The 16,796-nt window shown below is 64.3% G+C and carries 15 protein-coding genes; 5 read left to right on the top strand and 10 right to left on the bottom strand.

Annotated elements, in window-relative coordinates; all coding sequences use genetic code 11:
• Positions 1 to 174: 174 nt before the first annotated feature.
• Together VK804_RS23380 and flhA are read right to left on the bottom strand one after the other, a co-directional pair.
• Complete coding sequence (locus tag VK804_RS23380; protein WP_325374627.1) at positions 175 to 372, bottom strand: hypothetical protein; 198 nt, start codon at positions 370 to 372, stop codon at positions 175 to 177.
• Positions 373 to 687: 315 nt separating this feature from the next.
• Positions 688 to 2,919 (bottom strand): flagellar biosynthesis protein FlhA, encoded by a 2,232-nt coding sequence (flhA, locus tag VK804_RS23375; RefSeq protein ID WP_325374624.1) that lies wholly within the window; start codon positions 2,917 to 2,919, stop codon positions 688 to 690.
• 333 nt (positions 2,920 to 3,252) lie between these two features.
• Between flhA and VK804_RS23370 the strand changes: the two genes are divergently transcribed.
• On the top strand, positions 3,253 to 4,422 hold the full coding sequence (locus VK804_RS23370; RefSeq protein WP_414642835.1) for an MFS transporter: 1,170 nt from the start codon (positions 3,253 to 3,255) through the stop codon (positions 4,420 to 4,422).
• Positions 4,423 to 4,512: 90 nt separating this feature from the next.
• Here the strand turns inward: VK804_RS23370 and VK804_RS23365 are convergent, their stop codons facing one another.
• A complete protein-coding gene (locus VK804_RS23365) occupies positions 4,513 to 4,917 on the bottom strand; it encodes a DUF4864 domain-containing protein (protein ID WP_325374620.1) in 405 nt (134 codons plus the stop codon).
• A gap of 209 nt (positions 4,918 to 5,126) precedes the next feature.
• Between VK804_RS23365 and VK804_RS23360 the strand changes: the two genes are divergently transcribed.
• Positions 5,127 to 6,176, top strand: a complete 1,050-nt coding sequence (locus VK804_RS23360) for a hypothetical protein (RefSeq protein ID WP_325374618.1) — start codon at positions 5,127 to 5,129, stop codon at positions 6,174 to 6,176.
• 10 nt (positions 6,177 to 6,186) lie between these two features.
• Positions 6,187 to 7,923: an ATP-binding protein gene (locus VK804_RS23355; protein WP_325374616.1), complete on the top strand. Its 1,737-nt coding sequence runs from the start codon at positions 6,187 to 6,189 to the stop codon at positions 7,921 to 7,923.
• A 52-nt stretch (positions 7,924 to 7,975) separates the two neighbouring features.
• Here VK804_RS23355 and VK804_RS23350 read toward each other — a convergent pair whose 3' ends face one another.
• From VK804_RS23350 to VK804_RS23340, 3 genes are all read right to left on the bottom strand, one after another.
• Entirely contained in the window at positions 7,976 to 9,538 is a 1,563-nt protein-coding gene (locus tag VK804_RS23350) for a caspase family protein (RefSeq protein ID WP_325374614.1), read from the bottom strand.
• A 320-nt stretch (positions 9,539 to 9,858) separates the two neighbouring features.
• The gene (locus VK804_RS23345) at positions 9,859 to 11,619 is read right to left on the bottom strand and encodes a caspase family protein (protein WP_325374612.1); all 1,761 of its coding nucleotides are present in this window, start codon (positions 11,617 to 11,619) and stop codon (positions 9,859 to 9,861) included.
• Positions 11,620 to 11,718: 99 nt separating this feature from the next.
• Positions 11,719 to 12,603 (bottom strand): 3-keto-5-aminohexanoate cleavage protein, encoded by an 885-nt coding sequence (locus tag VK804_RS23340; RefSeq protein WP_325374610.1) that lies wholly within the window; start codon positions 12,601 to 12,603, stop codon positions 11,719 to 11,721.
• An 80-nt stretch (positions 12,604 to 12,683) separates the two neighbouring features.
• On the opposite strand from VK804_RS23340, the gene VK804_RS23335 reads away from it, so the two are divergent.
• Together VK804_RS23335 and VK804_RS23330 are read left to right on the top strand one after the other, a co-directional pair.
• Positions 12,684 to 12,947, top strand: a complete 264-nt coding sequence (locus VK804_RS23335; RefSeq protein WP_325374608.1) for a type II toxin-antitoxin system VapB family antitoxin — start codon at positions 12,684 to 12,686, stop codon at positions 12,945 to 12,947.
• A 94-nt stretch (positions 12,948 to 13,041) separates the two neighbouring features.
• Positions 13,042 to 13,164, top strand: a complete 123-nt coding sequence (locus VK804_RS23330; protein WP_325374606.1) for a type II toxin-antitoxin system VapC family toxin — start codon at positions 13,042 to 13,044, stop codon at positions 13,162 to 13,164.
• Positions 13,165 to 13,413: 249 nt separating this feature from the next.
• Here the strand turns inward: VK804_RS23330 and VK804_RS23325 are convergent, their stop codons facing one another.
• Genes VK804_RS23325 through VK804_RS23310 form a run of 4 tightly spaced genes read right to left on the bottom strand, consistent with a single transcriptional unit; the run spans position 13,414 to position 16,712 of the window.
• Positions 13,414 to 14,151 (bottom strand): ABC transporter ATP-binding protein, encoded by a 738-nt coding sequence (locus tag VK804_RS23325; RefSeq protein ID WP_325374604.1) that lies wholly within the window; start codon positions 14,149 to 14,151, stop codon positions 13,414 to 13,416.
• A complete protein-coding gene (locus VK804_RS23320; RefSeq protein WP_325374602.1) occupies positions 14,141 to 14,887 on the bottom strand; it encodes an ABC transporter ATP-binding protein in 747 nt (248 codons plus the stop codon). The genes VK804_RS23325 and VK804_RS23320 overlap by 11 nt, the downstream gene beginning before the upstream one ends.
• Complete coding sequence (locus VK804_RS23315) at positions 14,884 to 15,843, bottom strand: branched-chain amino acid ABC transporter permease (protein WP_325374600.1); 960 nt, start codon at positions 15,841 to 15,843, stop codon at positions 14,884 to 14,886. The genes VK804_RS23320 and VK804_RS23315 overlap by 4 nt, the downstream gene beginning before the upstream one ends.
• On the bottom strand, positions 15,840 to 16,712 hold the full coding sequence (locus VK804_RS23310) for a branched-chain amino acid ABC transporter permease (protein ID WP_325374598.1): 873 nt from the start codon (positions 16,710 to 16,712) through the stop codon (positions 15,840 to 15,842). Before VK804_RS23310 ends, VK804_RS23315 begins: the two co-directional genes overlap by 4 nt.
• Between the last annotated feature and the right edge of the window lie 84 nt (positions 16,713 to 16,796).

Genomic DNA, 16,796 nt, shown 5'->3' with positions numbered 1-16,796 from the left:
TCGCGCCAGGGAAAAGCAGGCAAGAACGCGCAGCTATCCTTTACGTCACAAAAAGAAAACGCCCGTGGGGAGCGGGCGTTTTCGGTAGTCAACTTGGGGGTAGTTGGGGTCTTCTATTATCCACGTGGCGACTTTGGGGGGCTGGTAAAGAGCCGCGTGAATTCGCAAATTTCGTTAGCGCACCACCATCATGTTGGAGTTGGTCACGGCGACCGGCTTGCCGGCCTTGATGACGTGGGCGGTCTGGGTGAACTCATCCGAACTGGTGCGGGCCGAGATTCCGAAGGCCGCCACCGCGATACCCGCGACAAGCGCCACGACCACCACCTTGAGGTGGGTCGAGCGATCCGCGCTATAGATCGAGTGGTTCATGGAAGTCTCCTGCCGCCTTCCTGCCTTTGCGCATTCGTCGGCATCGCGCGCCGGCAGGTTCAACGTCTCACGCTAGCAAACGTAGGGATTCGCCCTTAGGTCCCACAGATGCGATCACAAGGCAGTGAATAGAGTTGAACGCCCGCGACCGGACTTTCGCATCAGCACCTTAGCTGTGAGAAATATTTGAAGTATTACAGTATCTTATAAGATTTTATGGATTCCGTCCCTGCCGCGGTGCGAAATCGCCGCAAATCCTCGGCCGGGAATAAATCATTTGCCTGTGGCGAAAAAGCCGCCGCCTGGCCGCTTCGCTCACACGCTGCCGACCGTCTTGAGCCGGGCTCTGGGGTGGATTTCCGCCTGCGACAGCACCGTGGTCTGCGAACGGAAACGCTCCACCAGCGAGCGCACGAAGGGGCGGATCGCAGCCGAGGTCACCAGCACCGGCGCCTCACCTTCGCGCGCGGCCTGCTCGAAGCGGTCGCGCACCACGGTCATGAACTCGGACAGTTTCGAAGGCTGCATGGCGAGGCTGCGTTCCTCGCCGGTGCCGACCAGGGATTCCGCAAAGGCCTGCTCCCATTTCGCCGACAGCGCGATCAGCGGCAGGTAGCCGTTATGCGAGGTGTTTTGCGCGCAGATCTGCCGCGCCAGCCGGGCGCGGACATGCTCGACCATGGTGGCCGGGTTGCGCGAGAACGCCAGCGCGTCGGCGATGCCTTCGAGGATGGTGGAGAGATCGCGGACCGAGATGCGTTCGGCCAGCAGCAATTGCAGCACGCGCTGGATGCCCGAGATCGTGACCAGGCTCGGCACGATGTCCTTGACCAGTTCGCTTTGTTCCTTCGGCAGCTCCTTCAGCAGTTTCTGCACTTCGCCGTAGGACAGCAGGTCCGACATGTTGTTCTTGAGCAATTCGGTGAGATGGGTCGAGAGCACGGTGGCGGCGTCGACCACGGTGTAGCCCTTCAGCGTGGCTTCTTCTTTCAGCGACGCGTCGACCCAGGTCGCGGGCAGCCCGAAGGTCGGCTCTGTCGTGTGGATGCCGGGCACGCTGACCTGGTTGCCGGCGGGATCCATGACCATGAACTGGTTCGGCCAGATCTTTCCGGTGCCGGCGTCGACTTCCTTGATCTTGATGATGTAGGTGTTGGCTTCCAGCTGCACATTGTCGAGGATGCGCACCGCCGGCATCACAAATCCCATCTCGATGGCGAGCGAGCGGCGCAGCGCCTTGATCTGCTCGGTCAGGCGGTCGGTGCCGTCGGGGCCGTTCACCAGCGGCAATAGCGCATAGCCCAGTTCGATCTTGAGATCGTCGATCTTTAGCGCCGTCGAGATCGGCTCTTCCGCGGTGCCCGCCGCGGCAGCAGCGGCGGCGGCGGGAGCTGCCGCGGCGGCAGCGGCAGCGGCCGTGGCGGCGCGCTTTTGTTTGCGTGCATTCCAGGCCAGCGCGGCCGCGCCCGAGCCCAGCGCGAGGAAGGGGAGCATCGGAATGCCCGGCAGCGTCGCCAGCACCAGCATGACGCCGGCCGACATGCCGAGCGCCTGCGGATAGCCGGAGAGCTGCTTCATCAGCGCCTTGTCGGCGGCGCCGCTGACGCCCGCCTTGGAAACCAGCAGGCCGGCCGCGGTGGAGACGATCAGCGCCGGGATCTGCGTGACCAGGCCGTCGCCGACGGTGAGCAGCGTATAGCTCCGCGCGGCTTCGGCAAACGAGAGGTCCTGCTGGGCGACGCCGATGATGATGCCGCCGATGATGTTGATGAACACCACCAGCAGGCCCGCGACCGCGTCGCCGCGCACGAATTTCGAGGCGCCGTCCATGGCGCCGAAGAAGCCGCTTTCGTCCTCCAGCGCCTTGCGGCGCTCTTTCGCGGCCTTCTCGTCGATCAGGCCGGCCGAGAGATCGGCGTCGATTGCCATCTGCTTGCCCGGCATGGCGTCGAGGTGGAAGCGCGCGGCGACCTCGGCGATGCGGCCCGAACCCTTGGTGATGACGACGAAGTTCACGATCACCAGGATCGCGAACACGATGATCCCGATCACGAAATTGCCGCCCATCACGAAATTGCCGAAGGCCTCGATGACGTGGCCGGCAGCCGCCGTGCCCTCGTGGCCGTGGGAGAGGATCAGCCGCGTGGACGCGAGGTTGAGCGACAGCCGCAGCATGGTCGAGATCAAGAGGATGGTCGGGAACGAGGAGAATTCCAGCGGCGCCTGGATGAACAGCGAGGTCATCAGGATCAGGATCGAGAGCGTGATCGAGATCGCCAGGAACAGGTCGAGCACGATCGAGGGCAAGGGCAGGATCAGCACCACCAGGATGGTGAGGATGCCGAACGCCAGCGCCAGATCGCCGCGTTTCAGGATGGTGCCGATCTCAGAGAGACTCGGAAAGCTCGGCCTGCCCGCGCCCTGACCCGCCGTGACGTCCACCATAACAGCTGCTTCCTCCCGCGAACGCCGGTCGCGGGTGCCAAACGCCTGCCCGGCGGCAAAGGGGCCACCGTTTCGAAAGTGAGGCACCGCACTGGCGTCCACGGGTACTCCCCCGTTTTACGCGGCTGACGACACTCGACTTCTCGCTACTGGGCAATTTTTGCCCGGTTTATGGTTAGGAAAGGGTTAACACCCGGCCACATCGTCGTTCCGGGGCGATGCGCAGCATCGAACCCGGAACCTCGAGATTCCGGGTTCAGCCCCGCGGGCTGCCCCGGAATGACGGTCCTGCTCCTGTCCCCCGCATCTGCATGCCTAATCTTGCGGCAATGTTGCTTGACCCGGAGGCCGCGGGCGACGAAGTTGCGGCCCGTGCACGCCCCCTCAGATCGCAGAGAATCACCCGCCTTCATTCCGGACTCGCGCCCGGCCTGGATGAGGCTTGCGATTGCGCTTTTGATCGGCTCGATCGGCAGCGTCGGCATGTGGTCGATCGTAGTCGTCCTGCCGGTGGTGCAGACCGAATTCGGCGCCAGCCGCGGTGCGGTATCGCTGGCGTTCACGCTGACCATGCTCGGCTTCGGCCTCGGCGGCGTCGTCATGGGGCGGGTAACCGATCGCTTCGGCATCGTGGCGGCGATTTCGCTCAGCATCGCGATCCTCGGCGCCGGCTATGTCATGGTCGGGCTGTCGACCACGCTGTGGCAGTTCATCGCGGTGCATTTCCTGATTGGGCTGGGCATGTCGGCGACCTTCGGCCCGCTGATGGCGGAGGCCTCGCACTGGTTCGAGCGCTATCGCGGGCTCGCGGTCACCATCGTCGCCAGCGGCAATTACATCGCCGGCACGGTCTGGCCGCCGCTGATCACCTTCGGCATCCAGTACGCCGGCTGGCGCTACACCCATATCGCCATCGGGGCGTTCTGCGCCGTGGCGATGACGCTGCTGTTGCTGCTGCTGCGCGCCCAGATCGGTACCGCCACGGTGCGCGATCACGCCAACGCGCCGCCGCCTCGCGTGGATCTCGAGCTTTCGACCAATACGCTGACGGTATTGCTGTGCATCGCCGGCATCGCCTGCTGCGTGGCGATGGCGATGCCGCAGGTCCACATCGTCGCCTATTGCGGCGATCTCGGCTATGGCCCGGTGCACGGCGCCGAGATGCTGTCGCTGATGATGGCGTTCGGCATCGTCAGCCGCATCGGCTCCGGTTTTCTCGCCGACCGGATCGGCGGCATCCGCACGCTCCTGATCGGCTCGGTGGCGCAGGCCTTTGCGCTGCTGTTCTATTTGTTCTTCGACAGCCTGTCCTCGCTCTACATCATCTCCGCGATGTTCGGGCTGTTCCAGGGCGGCATCGTGCCGTGCTACGCCATCATCGTCCGCGAATCGATGCCGGCGCGCGAAGCCGCGACCCGCGTCGGCATCGTGATCTTCGCATCCGTGTTCGGCATGTCGTTCGGCGGCTGGGTGTCCGGCGTGATCTTCGATGCCACCGGCTCGTACGCGGCGGCGTTCATGAACGGCATCGCGTGGAATGCGCTCAACATCCTGATCGTGGTGTCGCTATTGCTCCGCTCACGCAGCCGGCTGGTGATGGCGTAACCGTCATTGCGAGCGCAGCGAAGCAATCCATAGTCGCCGAAGAAACAAGGTGGATTGCTTCGTCGCAAGCGCTCCTCGCAATGACGAAAGTCAGACCGCCTGCCCCGCCTTCAGCAGGCTGCACCCGGTGATCTTCAGGCTGCCGTCCCCCTGTTGTTCCAGCGTGTAGAGGGCCTCCCAGGCTTCGCCGTTCTCGTCGATGATGTGGACGCGCTGCGCGATCACGCCGCCCTCGGCGCGCGCCTCGCCGAATTCGAAACTGCGGTGGCGATAGACCGGCGAGTAGCTCTGCTGCACCATCGACATGAAGATATCGGCCCGCGGGAAGATGTTCTTGATCGCGGGCGCCGCGTAGGAATAGGCAGCCGCCGCATCGTCATGGCTGAACGCTTCGGCTTGGGAGCGGATGACGCTTTGCGCTGCGGCGACGTCGTCGGCGCGAGCGGGTGAGACGAGCGCGAGCAGGAATGCGGCGAGTAACACCAAAGCGCGCATGACGGGGACCCCGGAGTTGCGGCGGCGCTTTGGAACTTATATCGGCCCGGAAACACCTGCAAACAGGGGCCGCGCAGATATGCCATCCGTCATCCTGGAACTCAGCCCATCTGCTCGCCGCCAAATTTCCATTGCAAGTTGCCGCGAACCGGTCCCCTGATAAGGTCGTATACGGTATTGGGGGACGGCGAGGGGAGGGCCGGGCAGGGATGAGATACGCCAAATACGCAACGACCGTGGTCGGGGCACATAGCGTGCCGGACTGGTATGAGGCGCTCGACCGGCTCGTTGCGGTTGGACAATTGTCGATGGCCTCGATGGCCGACGCGCAGTATCGCGCCAGCCAGGCGGCGATCCTGGATCAGGAGATCGCCAATATCGATGTGGTCACCGGTGGAGAAATGCACCGGCGAACCCATAATCGGCACTCGCCGCCGAACGCCATGCTGAATTTCTTCTGGCAGAAAATTCCGGCGTTTCAGGGCTCCACGCAACCAAAACCCATCACCAGGCACGATCCCGACGTGTTTCATCCCGCGGCCACCTGCCGCACCAGAATCTTCGACAACATCGATCTTGGGCTAGTCGACGAGTTCAAGATGGTCTCGGCGCTGACGCGGCGACCCGTGAAGGTGACGATGACCGGGCCGCTGATGCTGGCCAAGGTCGCCTATGACGAGCACTACCACGACATCAAGGCAATGATGTTCGATCTCGGCAAGCTGTTGCACTACAATTTCCGATTGCTGGCGGCGGCCGGCTGCAAGAACATCCAGATCGACGAGCCTCTGTTCACGATATCGGAGGAAGACGAGGTGGCGGCAGGCGTCGAAGCCATCAACATGGCGATCGAGAAATTGCCCGCGGACGTCCATGTCTCCGTGCATGTCTGTCAGGGCAACTATGCGGTCGGAAAGGAATATGACGGCCAGATCGGGCACCGCTACTTCGACCACGGCCGGTACAAGGCCGACAAGATTTGCGGCATCCAATGCTCCTCGTTTCTCGTCGAGCACGACATGACGCACCATTATGAAGGCCTGCTGGGCAACAAGCAGCTCGGCGTCGGCGCGGTCGACGTGCAGGATCCGAAAGTCGAGAGCGGCGAACTCGTTGCCGGGCGCATTCAGAAATATCGCTGGCTTGCCCCGGAACAGACCATCGTCACCAGTTCCTGTGGCCTCAATCATCTGCCGCAGCGCACGGCGTTCGGCAAACTCAAGGCAATGACCGAGGCAAAGCGCCTGCTCGGCGGATGACAGGTTCATCGTGAACGATTCCGGCGACGACCGATCCGATGATGCCGCTGCTCCCGATGGCGGCGATGTCCGCGGTGGCGATTCTCAGCGGCAGCAGAACGAGGATTTGTTGGGATTGGCCGAGGAGGCTGGGGGCCTCGGCATCTTCGAGTGGCAGGTCGCCGAAAATACCGTGCGCCTCTCACCCAAATTTCTGTCGCTGTACGGGCTTGCCGGTTTCGACGGCCGATACGAGAGCTGGCGTGCCTGCATTTTCAGGGAAGATCAAATCCGGATCGATCAGCTGATCGAAAGCGCGTTCGAGACCGGCAAGCGCGAACTGAACGCCGAATTCCGGATCACCCGCGCCAACGATGGCGCCTTGAGATGGATCGAAGCCCGCAACATCGTCTTCTATGACGGGGAGCAACGGCCGCAGCGGGTTGTCGGCGTCAATGTCGACGTGACCGAGCAGAAGCGCGCGATGGTTCAGCTTCGCGCCTTCACGGAAACCCTGGAAGAGCGGGTGAAGGAAAGGTCGCGCGAACTGGAGGCGGAATTCGAAGCGCGACAGAAGGCGGAGGAAGCGCTGCGGCAGGCGCAGAAGATCGAAGCCGTGGGCCAGCTGACCGGCGGCATCGCGCATGATTTCAACAACCTGCTGACCATCGTGGTTGGCGGGCTGGAGGCGATCGGACGTCAGCTTTCGACCTTGCCGCCGTCGGCGGCCGCGTCCCGGATTTCGCGCGCGAGGGATATGGCGCTGCAGGGCGCGCACCGCGCCGTCACGCTGACCAGCCGGCTGCTGGCGTTTTCCCGCCAGCAACCGCTGGCGCCGCAGGCGCTCGACGCCAACAGGCTGGTCGCCGACATTTGCGAATTGCTGCGCCGGACGCTCGGCGAAGCCGTGGCGCTCGAGACCGTGTTGGCCGGCGGTCTCTGGCCCACCTTTGCCGACTCCAACCAGCTGGAAAACGCCGTGCTCAATCTCGCGCTGAACGCCCGGGACGCGATGCCGAATGGCGGCAAGCTGACCATCGAGACCGCGAATTTCTATCTGGACGAGGCTTATGTCCAAGACCTCGCCGAGCCGGTGACGCAGGGCCAATATGTCATGATCGCCGTGGCCGATACCGGCTCAGGCATGGACGAAGCGACGCTCGAGAAGGCGTTCGAACCTTTCTTCACGACAAAAGAGGTCGGCAGGGGCACCGGGTTGGGCTTGAGCCAGGTCTATGGTTTTGTCCGGCAGTCGTCCGGCCACCTGAAGATCTATAGCGAGGTAGGCGAAGGCACCACCGTCAAGATCTATCTGCCGCGCCATCGCGGCGAAACCGATTCGGTGAAGCCCGAAGAGCGCCCGACGGGCGCCGCTCGCGCGATCGGCAGGGAGACCATTCTCGTTGTCGAGGACGACGCCGCCTTGCGCGCTTACACGGCGGAAAGCCTGCGCGAACTCGGTTATCGCGTTCTCGAAGCCGCGAACGGCGCTGCCGCGCTCGACATTCTCGGCAACGATAGCGAGGTCGATCTGCTGTTCACCGACGTGGTGATGCCGGGCGGCATCAACGGTCGCCAACTCGCCAACGAGGCGACGCGCAGGCGGCCCAATCTGAAGGTGCTGTTCACGACCGGATATACCAGGAACGCCATTGTCCATCACGGCCGCCTCGATCCCGGGGTTCACCTGGTCAGCAAGCCGTTCTCATTCGCCGAACTGGCGACTCGCATCAGGGCAAGGCTCGATGCAGCGGATAGAATATCCTGATGGTGACCTGATCTTTTTCGCGTGCCGTCGCGCGGCTCGGCCCCATTCCCTATCACCTCGGCAGCCCCACCAGATTCTGCTTCGCCTCGGGATTGCCGAGCGCGGCCGCCTTTTCGTACCACTCCCGCGCCGTCTTGACGTCGCGGCGGACGCCGGAACCTTGCATGTACATCACCCCGAGATCGTTCATGTTGGCGGCGTCGCCAAGCGCGATGCCCTGCTCGAACAATTGGCGCGCTTTGGCATAGTCACGCGGAACGCCCTTGCCGTTGAGATAGAGCAGGCCGAGATTGTTCATGCCCGCGGGCACGCCGGCGTTGGCGGCCGTCTCGTAGAGCCGGCGTGCCTCCGCGAGATCCTCGGCGACGCCTTGACCGTGCTCATACAGCCAGCCGAGATCGACCATGGCGATCGGCTCGCCCAGCGCCGCGGCCTTGCTGTACCAGCGCACCGCTTCGGCATAGTTCCTCGGCACCCCGGTGCCACCCTCATAAAGCGCGCCGATATTGTTCATCGCCATGGGGTAACCACTGGCTGCAGCCTTGTCGTAGAGCCGCCGCGCCTCGGCATAGTCTTTGCGGGCCATCGCCACGCGCCCCGCCTCGAAGGCGAATCTCGCGACGTCAGGATATTGCGCGATCGCGTCGCTGCAGGCCGCGCCCGCGGCGGCGACATTGATCTTGTCGACCTCCACGCCGGGAACATCAGGCGCGTGCCCGGTGTCGTAGGGCATGCCCGCCAGGCGGTCGCAGTCGGTGACGAGATCGCGGCGCAGCGCATCGTCCGACAGCCGGGCAGGTTCGGCGGGCGACGCCGGCGTTTCGATCGAAGGCGGCGCAGGCTTGCCCGCGAAATAGAAATTGCCCGAGATCGGGGAGGTCGACACCCACGGCAGTTGCACGCCCCTGGTCGCCTTCTCCACCGCCAGCCCGACTTCGTTGAACGTCTTGAACAGCCCGAAGCCGGGGTGCTGCATGGTCGCGGCCAGCGCGCGGGTGTAGGGGCTATGGCCGTCGTCGCCGTCGAGCGAGACGCTGCGCGGCTGGGTCGCAAACGAAATCAGCGTCCCGGGAGGCGCCTGCATCTGCGCCAGCCCGCCTGTCGCCGAGCGCACACCCTGGCTCCTGAATGGATTGTTGCGGCAGGCGTCGAGCAGCAGCAGGTTGATCCGGGCGCCGGATTTCTCCATCTGGTCGAGAATACCGGCCAGCCCAATGGTTTGCGCAAACACGTCGCCTTCATCGGCCGGATGGACGTCGACCGGCACCAGCAAATTCAGGCCGTGGGTCTCCACGCCGTGGCCGGCATAATAGAACAGCGCGACGTCGGCGCCGTTAAGCGCCTTGGCGAATTCGCCCAACGCGGCCTCGAAACCTGCCTTGTCGAGGTCGATCTGCGCGCCGCCGCCGACCACGAAAAAGCCGAGCGACGACAGCGTGTCCGACATCAGCCTGGCGTCGGAAGCGGGGTTCGGCAGCACCGCCACCGTACGATAGGCCGAATTTCCGATCACCAGCGCCACGCGCTTCTCGGCATGCGCCATCGATCCCATGCCGGCGTACAGCAGGAATGCGGCGACCATCAATCGCGAGATGATGCCGATCCGGCCGGCCATGACGAGACACTCCCCGAACCGGACCAATTCCCGGCCAACCGGTTGGTCTCGCCGGCGTGAGGATAGGTTCGACAGGGCTCTGCGGCGGTCGTTCCACCCTGCTGGAGCGAGATAAGTTTAGGTTGAGCTATGACGGCAGTGGAGGTGTGCTCCCTCTCCCCGCTCTTGCGCGGGGAGAGGGTCGGGGTGAGGGGCTGCCTCGGCGAGCGCGACTCGCGGAGGGTCCCCCTCACCCGGATTGCTTCGCAATCCGACCTCTCCCCGCAAGCGGGGCGAGGTGAATCGAATCCAGTGCCGATTCCACTTAACGCCATCATGCTCTAATTGCCCGTCGAGTAGAGCTGCGCGACCTCCTGCGGCGAGAGCATCCGGTTATAGATACGCACGTCGCTGAGGGCGCCCTGGAAACCGCCATTGTTGTTGGTGCCGAGGTTGTAATAGGAATCGTATCCGATCTGCACGTTGGTTCCGGTGCCGGTGTTAAAACTGCCCGGAGCGATGAAGCTCACATTGGTCTGCAGAACGCCATCGACATAGACCCTGATGTTCGAGGTCGTGCCGGAATCGGGCATCGCGACGGCTACATGGTGCCATCGGTCGTCGTAGATCGCCGCGTCATAGGTGACCGCGGCGTTGCACGGAAAATCGACGGTGATGCCGCGATGGTTGACCGAACCGCCGTACCTGTCGTTGCTGGCGATGACGAAATAGCCGGGATTGAGGCACCAGTTCGACGCGCTCTTGTGCCCGTCGCCATAGGCCAACAGTGTCGACGTGTTCTTTCCACCCTGTGGCGAGGTCTGGGTCGTCTTCAGCCACATCGAAATCGTGCGCGCGGAAGTGCCCAGCACACCGGCAAATGACGTCTGCACCGAATTGCCGCCATTGAATTTCAGCGCCGCGCCGGATTTGCCGGGGGGCGGCGGCGCCGTGGCCGAGATGCGGACCAGCATGCCGTTGTTGTTGTTGCCGCTGAGGTCTCGCGCCGTGTTGGTCGCGAGGTCCGTGGTGTCGGCGTCGAGCGGCCAGTGCGCGACGAGGCCATTTTGCAGCGTCGCGGGATTGGCGGGGAGGATCGCGGTCGGCGGTGGTGCTGCGATCGCCACCTTGTTTTTCAGGCCGTCGATTCGGGCCCGGGCTAATCCGGCGAAGGCGCAGTTGGGGAAGTACGCCAAATGGTCCTCGAACGCGGCAATGCTTCCGATCGCCTCCGCGCTCTTCCAGTGCGCCTCGGCCGCGGCGCAAGGATCGGACCGCGCGCCTGGCGCGGGCGCCGCGCCCGGGCCGACGGTGACCTGCAACTTGCCGTTCAGATAAAACTCCCCGAAAAACGACAGCGATAGTTCCGGAACCTGCTTGCCCTGGGTGGACTGGTAGACGCTGGCGCCGATGCGGTGGAACACGTTGGCGATGTCGTCCTTGTCTTCGATGTGCCGGAGAAAGGCCGAGGTGTAGGGACTGTTGTGATCGCTGCCGTCCTCCGCCGTCCGCCCCGCCTGGGTGGAATAGGAGATGATGGTGCCGTCCGGGCTCTCCATCTTGGCCAGCCCATGTCCGATGCTGACGCCGCGGGTGGTCCCAATCGAGCGCTTGAGGTTGTCGGCCAGCGGATTGTCGCGGCAGGAGTCGAGCACCAGGATGCGCAGGTTTTTGGCCTGCTGCAGGTCGCCGAGGATCTCGTCGACCCTCGCCATCCGCCGCAGGTCCGCCTCGTCGCGGAGTTCGGCGTCGACCGGGATCAGGTAGTTGACGCCGGCATACTGCATGGCGTGGCCGCTGTAGTAGAACATCGCAACATCGGCGGTGCGCGCGGCGCGCGCGAAGCGGATCGCGGCGTCCTGCATGCCGGCCTGGTCGAGATCGATGCCGAGGATGGTGTCGAAGCCGTTGCGCTTCAGCGCCGCGGCGACGTCCCGCGCATCGTTCGACGGATTGGGCAGATGCGGCGCGTGGGCATAGGCGCCGTTGCCGATCACCAGCGCGACGCGCGTATCGGCAGAGGCCGGCGCGGCGCCGGCAAACAGGCCTGCTAGAACGGCATCTGCTAGAATGGTAAGTGCAAGCAATGCGCCTCGACGCACGATCCCCTCCTGCAAAGGCGACGCCCGGTATCGCGCACGATATTGCAGTTTTGCGCGGGCGGAAATGTGAAAAACATCACAGATGCATGACGCAGAGGTTTACGGCAATGCCGCGAGATCCCGCCGCAGATCGGCGGCCGAAGCGGGCTCGCCGCCGTGCGCGCGCACCATCCGCACCGCTTCCTCGACGAGTCCGAGATTGTCCGCGCTCGTGCCGAGCGGCGCATCCTCCAGCCCAACGCGAATGTGGCCGCCGCGGACGACGGCCTCGCCGATCAACGGTGTGATCTCGACGCCGAGCCCCGCGACCATCCAGGGCGCAGCGCCCGCTTCCTCCTCCAGCAGCGCCAGATGCGCTGCCAGCGCGTAGGGTTTCGGTGGAAAGCCGAACGCGAATTGCTCGGAGAACATGAAGCGATAGATCGGCGTCTTGACTCCCGTTGCGCGCGCCAGCGCGGCGCCGGCGCGGGTGAAACCCGGTTCATAGATCGCGAACGCCGGATGAAAGCCATGACGCGCGGCAAAATCCAGCGCGTGCCGGATGTGGGCTTCCGGATTGAGGTAGGTGCCGGCCGGGCTTGCCGCCGCCGTCGTCGCCGTCAGCGTGAAATTGACGCTGCCGGGATCGGCCACCGCGAATTCGAGCAGGCCGCGCGCGGCCAGCGCCTCGATATGGGCGAACCGATCGGCGGCGTTCGCGACCGAGCGGGCGCCCTCGAGGTCGGTGGTCTGGATCGTCGGGTAGGACGGATAGACCGGCACGTCCACCTGTGCCCGGATGCCCTCGATGATGCGGGCATAGACCTGCCAGTCGAACGTCTGCGGGCCGCCGCCGTCATAGGCGTGGGCATGAATGATGGTGGCTCCGGCCCGCGCGCAGGCGATCCCCTCGGCGATGATGGCCTCGACGGTGTCGGGAATGCCCGGCTGCATCGCGCGGCTCCAGGGACCGTTCAGCGCCGCCTCGATCCAGACCTTGCGCATGGCGTCGTCTCCTTGTTTTTATCTGCAAACGTAGCCTGTTTCGCAAGCTTGCGTCGATGTTAGATCCACATATTTCTACCATGGCAAAAGCCACGCATCTGAACATCAAGAATGGCGAAGCCCATAAGCTCGCAACCGAGGTCGCCGGCCTCACCGGCGAAAGCCTGACCGCGGCCGTCACAGTCGCCTTGCGCGAGCGGCTGGCACGCGAATGCCGGCGTCGGAGTCCCGACCTGGTTGCGGCGAGGTTGATGAAGATCGGAAGCCAGTGTGCCGTGCTGCCCGATACCGGACGCAGCCCGGACGAAATCCTCGGCTATAACGAGCACGGCCTGCCGACATGATCGTGGTCGACAGCCCGGCCGTGATCGCAACTTCCGCCAGGAAGATGATGCCGAGATTTACGCGCGAAGCATCGCAGCCGACGAAGACCCGGTGATGTCAACTGCGAACCTGGTGGAGACTTCAATCGTGCTGCGTGGGCTGAAGAAGATCGCTCCACAAAAGGCCGAGCGATGGCTGGACGATTTCATCAAGGCGGCGGGCATCCGCAACTGGTGACCGTGGATCAGGCGCAGGCAGCCCGCTCGGCGCATCTGCGGTTCGGCAAGGGAACCGGTCATGGTGCGGCCTTCAACTATGGAGGCTGCTTTACGTACGCGCTCGCAAAAACAATGGGAGCGTCGTTACTCTGCAAGGGTAGTGACTTTCGACTGACCGACATAGGCATCGTGTAGGCTGATTGTTCGTGCGTCTCGGGTCGCGGCAACCCGACGGATCAATCGCGCTTTCGGTTATCCTCCCTGGCCATTACGCGACGCCGCCGAGATAGAGCCGCTTAACGACGTCATTGCCCTTCAATTCGTCGACCGAAGCTGCCGCAACCACGATCTCGCCATGGACGATGATGTAGCCGCGATCGGCGATGCGGATCGCCTGGTTGAAGTTCTGTTCCGCCATCAGCACCGTCAGGCCGAAACGTTTGTTGAGCTCGCCGATCTTGGCGATGGTCTGCGACACCAGCAGCGGCGACAGGCCGACCGAAGGCTCGTCGATCAACAACAGCCGTGGCGACGACATCAGCGCGCGCGCCAGCGCCAGCATCTGCTGCTGGCCGCCCGACATGGTGCCGGCGAGCTGGCGCTGCCGCTCCTGCAGCGCCGGAAACGTCTCGAAGGCGAGCGCGAGGTTGCGATCGATGTCGCGGCGCGCGGCCTTGCGAAAGGCGCCGAGCATCAGGTTTTCCAGCACCGTCAGCCTGGCAAACAGCCGCCGTCCCTCGGGCACCAGGGCCACGCCGAGATCGACGATGGCTTCAGTCGGCAATTTGGTCAAATCGTGCACCTTGCCGTCGATCGTCAGCCGCACGCTGCCGCGCTGCGGACGGACCAGGCCCGCCACGCACTTCATCAGCGTGCTCTTGCCGTTGCCGTTGGTGCCGAGCAATGCCACGGTCTCGCCGGCCTCGACATGCAGCGTGACGCCGCGCAGGGCCTTGACCGCGCCATAGCCGGCGTCGACGTCGTTGATGGCGAGGCTAAGTGCCAAGGTACGCCTCCTGCACCCGCTGATTGGCCATCACCTCGGCGGGCGCGCCGATCGCGATGATCCTGCCGGCGTCGAGACACATCACGCGCTGCGAAAACCGCATCACGGCCTGCATGATGTGTTCGATCATGATGATGGTCATGTCCTCGCTCGCGAGCACCAGCAGCAGATCGAGCACCTCGTCGACTTCGGATGCGGAAAGTCCGGCCATTGCCTCGTCGGAAATCAAAAGCTTCGGGTGCGTCGCCATCGCGCGCGCAAGCTCCATCTTGCGCAATTCCACCTGGCTCAGCCGGGTGGTCGATATGTCGGCCTTGGCGGCAAGCCCGGTCCGCGTCAGCACCGACATCACGGTGTCGCGGCGTTGCGCCTCGGGGACGAAGCCGCCTGCCACCTTCGCGAAATCGAGCGCCACCATCAGGTTTTCGGCGACCGTCATGCTCTTGAAGGGACGCGGGATCTGGAAGCTGCGCGCGATGCCCCGGCGCGTGCGGACATGCGGCGGCAGCCTCGAGACGTCCTCGCCGCGGAACGTCACGGTGCCGGCATCGAGGCGAAGCGCGCCGCAGATGCAGTTGATCAGCGTGGTCTTGCCGGAGCCGTTCGGGCCGATCAGGCCGAGCCGCTCGCCGGGACGGATATCGACGCTGACATTGTCGAGTGCGACGAAGCCGCCGAAGCGCTTGGTCACCGCGTCGATCCGCAGCAGGGGTTCGCTTCCGCCCGACGACGTCATACTTTGCTCCCGGCGCGAATATGGACGATTCTGCGGATCAGGCCGAGGATACCTTCGGGGGCTGCGACCACGAACAACACCAGCATCACGCCGAGCACCAGCACATTGACTTCCGAGGAGATCGTGACGGCCAGCAATTGTTGCGTCACGCCGAGCAGGATCGCGCCGAGCACCGGGCCGATCCAGTTCGCGGTGCCGCCGATCAGCGACATCGCCAGCACGGTGACGGAGTAATTGAGATTGAAGGCGGACGACGGATCGGCGTATTGCAGGTACATGGCGGCGGGCGCGCCTGCCGCGCACATCAGGGCGCCTGAGACGACGCACGCCATCAGCTTCAGCCGCAAGGTCGGCACGCCGGTGCATTCGGCGGCAAGCTCGTCGTCCTTGAGCGCCTGCAGGCCGCGGCCGAGCCACGAGCGCTGGATGTAGCGCGCGATCGCAATCGCCAGCACCACGAGCAGCGCCTGCACGAAGAACAGCATCTGCACATAGCTGTGAAACGGTTCCATCACCGGCGGCCGCTGCAGCTGGATGCCGGCCGCGCCGCCGACATAGCGCCAGTTCGTCACCGAGGTCTCGATCACGATCGACAACGCGATGGTGGCGATCGAAAAGAAGATGCCTTGCATGCGCAGGGTCAACAGGCCCACCGCGAGCCCGACCAGGGCGCCGACTACTGCTGCGGTCGCGATCTGCACGAACAGCGAGGCGCCGGTTGCCTTGACCAGGAACACGGCGGTGTAGACGCCCACGCCGAAAAACGCGTTGGTGCCGAAATTCACGTAACCGGCATAGCCGCCGAGGATGCTCCATGCCACCGCGAGCACGATGAATTGCAGGATCACATAGCCGGCAAAGAACGGATATTCGTTGCCGACCACTTGGGTGGCCAGCAGCACGGCGCCGAGAAACAGCACCATCGCGATCCAGAAGCCGATGCTGTCGCGTCTCATGACCGCCTGCCGAGCAGGCCCTGCGGCCGGATCGCAAGCACGGCCAGCAGCATGGCAAACGAAATCGCCGGCGCCCAGGAGGCGCCGACCGTGCTCAGCACGATCGATTCGGCGACGCCGAGGATGATGGCGGCGATCAGCGTGCCGGTGATGCTGCCGAGCCCCGCCATCACCACGACGCAGAAGGTGCGGCCGATATAGGCGCGGTCCAGCGTCGGTTCGACGGGGGCGACGATGATCAGCAGCGCGCCGGCGATCCCGAGCACGGCGGTGGCGATGCCGAACGCCCATTGCTTGATCCGGACCGGATTGGCGCCCATCAGCCGCAGCGCCTCCTGGTCCTGCGCGACCGCGCGGATCGCGCGTCCCATGAAGGTTTTCGACAGATACAGCGTCAGCAGGATGGTTAGCGCCGAGGCCACCGCGAAGGCGACCAGCAGCCGCACCGGGATCCGCATGTCGCCGAGCCGCCAGGCCTTGCCGATATAGGAGGCGCTGACCGAGCGCTGGTCGACGCCGAATTGCAGGATGATCAGCACCTCGATGATGAAGGCGATGCCGAACAGGAACGCGATGCCGCGCACGCCGGCGTCGGTGCCGCGCTTCTCGAAGGTCTCGTAATAGATGCGGTAGGCGATGAGGCCGAACACGAACAACAGCGGCGTGATCATCAGCCCCGCCAGCAGGGGATCGATGTCATAGCTGTCGTTGAGGAAGAACACGCCGTAGGACGCCATGATGAGGAACGCCGGATGGGCGACGTGGGGCACATCCAAAAGGCCGAACGAGACCGACAGCCCGAGGCTGACCGCCGCATAGAAACAGCCGAGCAGCACGCCGAGCACCACCGCATTGAGCAGCAGGTCCATTGATATCACTTAAACGACCCCCTTGACCCCGCCTCGAGCCGCTTCCCCGTCTTGCATGCGCAAGCCCAATCGCCATACCGGGAT

This window comes from Bradyrhizobium sp., from assembly GCF_035484855.1.
In the GTDB taxonomy this organism is placed as follows: Bacteria; Pseudomonadota; Alphaproteobacteria; order Rhizobiales; family Xanthobacteraceae; genus Bradyrhizobium.
Note: the sequence above shows the minus strand (reverse complement) of the source record. Positions and strands in the feature narration are given on the sequence as shown.